The organism is Clostridium sp. DSM 8431, from assembly GCF_900116755.1.
Classification (GTDB): domain Bacteria; phylum Bacillota; class Clostridia; order Clostridiales; family Clostridiaceae; genus Clostridium.
The window spans coordinates 2922-5571 of the sequence record NZ_FPBY01000202.1 but is presented as its reverse complement, the minus strand read 5'-3'; the positions used below and the strand labels follow the sequence as shown (position 1 = coordinate 5571).

The following is a 2650-nucleotide window of genomic DNA, read 5'->3' as shown; positions in this document are numbered from 1 at the left end:
AATCCTGTTTTGCTTGAATACTACAATAAGTTAATTAAATCAAAACCTAAAAAAGTAGCTATTGGAGCTATAATGCACAAATTAATTAACCACTTTTTTGCAATACTTAGGGATAAAAAGCCCTTTGAATTACGATTACCTGAAGTACATAAAAAATTATATTTAAATAGTAATTTACACGAAGTAATATAACATATAATTTAAAACTCACTCTTGTCCATTATTCGTAAAATAGTAATGGTTTATTAAGTGTACCCTTTTTTAAAAAATTACTTTTTAAAATTTTTTATTTTTTTGTATAACTGGTCTATACAGTAAAAAAGTGAGAAGTTTTATTGAAACCCTTGTTATTTGTGTTTATAATAAAATTTATAGAGAAAAACTTATTTCTATATTAATAAAGGATGAATAATATATATGATAGAAAAGCATAATTCAATTAATACTAAAAATAAAAGGGTAGTTGTAAGTAATATTAATGAATTATTAAAACTTTTTGGAAGTACTAAAGAGATTAAAGAAAAACTAGTAAAAAACAAAGTATATGATTTACTATTAGAATATTTTAATAAAGGTATTAAATTTAAGGTCATTGATTTTGATGATCTTTTAGACTATCTATTAAAATTAAAAAAGTTTGAATTCATAAGTAAAAAGATATCTGAAGAGATTAGAGAAATAAAAGAAATAAAAATTGACAGAGTAGAATTTGACAGGGACCAAAGCAATAATAAATCAGATAATTATAAGGTAAATGAAGAAATAGAAGCTATAAAAAAACTTCTTTATAAAGATTTATATAAAGAGGAGCAAAATCTTTTAGAAGATATAGAGCAGGAGATAAAAAGTAAATATCTATTATCTAGGGACATAGAATTATTTAAAAAGATAATTTTACATAATAATAAGGATATATTAGAAAGTTATAATGAACAAACATATGTAAAGACCATAGTGATAAAGCTAGAAAACTCAGTTGACTATGGTTTTATCAAAAGTGAAATAGGTTCAGTTGAATATCAAAAATTTTTAGATGTTAATGTGGAGAGAATGGAAAGGATAGTTAAGAATTTAAATAATTATATTTATGATAAAGATAAAATATATATTAACCAAAGTAACACCATTCAAGATTCAGTAAATATAGCAGTAGCACGTTTTAATAATGATATATTTAGAGCTGTAAGTGGGCAAAATAACATCGAAAAAAGCTCCTTAATTCCTGAAAAACCTGTTTTTAAAAGCTATAAAGTTAATAGACTTGGACAGATGGGATATGGCTATGATAGAGCTTATGATAGTGAAAAAAAGATAATAGAAGATATACATTATAAAATAGGAAAAGGTATATTAAAAGATGAAGGTAACCTTACCATAATAACTAAGTGGGAACCTTGTCCTAGCTGCTATTCTGTTATTAATCAATTTATGAAATTGCATGATAAAATTAATGTTGAAGTAAAATATATGAAAAAGTACGGTGAAAAATAAATTATATAAAAAGGAAGAGAATACTTTAAAGCTCTATAAGGCACCTTAAGTATTCTCTTCCTTTTCTATTTATTATTAGATTCTAGAAGTTCTGATATTTTCTTAAGTATACAAACTTTAGTTTTATGAGCTTTAGAAGTTGATATACCCTTTAATTCAGCATAAGATTTTAATGTTCTTTTTCTTATTTGAACATGAATAAGAAATTCTTTTTCTTCATTTGTTAATGATTGTATATTATCAAAAATGAATTTTTTAGTGCAGGAGTATAAAATAGAATCCTCAATATTTTCATTAGTGGCTAAATTTAGATGATCTAGTGATCCAGTTGAAGTTAAGGCATCTTGACTTGTAATTTCTCTATGCATTAGATTTCTTCTTATGAGGTAATTTAGATTGTTCTTAATAGCATTAGTAGCATAAGCCACAAACCTATGATTTTTAGGATTATAGAGTTTAATACATTTAAAAAGAGAAATATAGCATTCATTTATTAAATCCTCAGTAGTATAGGTACTTAAGTGGGTTTTATGACTTAGTGCCTTAATTAAGGGACTAAATTCTTCTACAAGTTTTTCTTTAGAGACTTCATCTCCATCTTTTGCTGATAGTACTAAGCTTTCTATATACTTATAATTCATTTTTCTATACCTCCTTTAAAATGAATTATAGCATTAAAAAAATAAATTAAAAGTATTGACAAAAAGGGGATGTTTGTGGAAATACACAAAATATTGTATTTTGTAAACATTTTGTGTATATTTTAATACAAGGATTTGAATAAAATAGGGAAAATTTTTTGCTCATTTTTAAGGAAATTAATGGGCTAGCAGGGGATAGAAGTGGGTAATGAAGATGTATCATATAAAAAATTTTAAAAAAAGTATAATTTTACATAAAATAGGTGTATAATGAACTTAATTCTTTATATAAATAAATCTATTTTTCCAGTCACTTTTTAATATGTACAAGTTTCAAGTTAGCTATATAGTTTATTGAGCATCTATTTATAAGTAGATGTTAAGATTTTGTGATTTGGTTGGAAAAATATTTGATGAATTGGAGTATAACTTGGGTTAGGGAGGATATAATAAAAAAGGAATGGCTTAAAAGCTTTGGTTCAACATTAACATATAGATGTATTTAAACTATTATATCA

Annotated in this window: 2 protein-coding genes and 1 pseudogene; 2 read left to right on the top strand and 1 reads right to left on the bottom strand. The window is 24.2% G+C overall.

Going from position 1 to position 2650, the window contains the following annotated elements; genetic code table 11:
• Both BM384_RS18020 and BM384_RS15100 read left to right on the top strand, forming a co-directional pair.
• Positions 1-192: pseudogene (locus BM384_RS18020) on the top strand (IS110 family transposase); the annotation flags it as partial.
• A gap of 225 nt (positions 193-417) precedes the next feature.
• Positions 418-1491: a deaminase domain-containing protein gene (locus BM384_RS15100; protein ID WP_090014825.1), complete on the top strand. Its 1074-nt coding sequence runs from the start codon at positions 418-420 to the stop codon at positions 1489-1491.
• A gap of 65 nt (positions 1492-1556) precedes the next feature.
• Here BM384_RS15100 and BM384_RS15095 read toward each other — a convergent pair whose 3' ends face one another.
• Positions 1557-2132: a sigma-70 family RNA polymerase sigma factor gene (locus BM384_RS15095; RefSeq protein WP_090014817.1), complete on the bottom strand. Its 576-nt coding sequence runs from the start codon at positions 2130-2132 to the stop codon at positions 1557-1559.
• Positions 2133-2650 lie beyond the last annotated feature (518 nt).

Coding starts and splice junctions, on each gene's coding strand:
- BM384_RS15100 (WP_090014825.1), top strand. CDS start 418: ATGATAGAAAAGCATAATTCAATTAATACTAAAAATAAAAGGGTAGTT.
- BM384_RS15095 (WP_090014817.1), bottom strand. CDS start 2,132: ATGAATTATAAGTATATAGAAAGCTTAGTACTATCAGCAAAAGATGGA.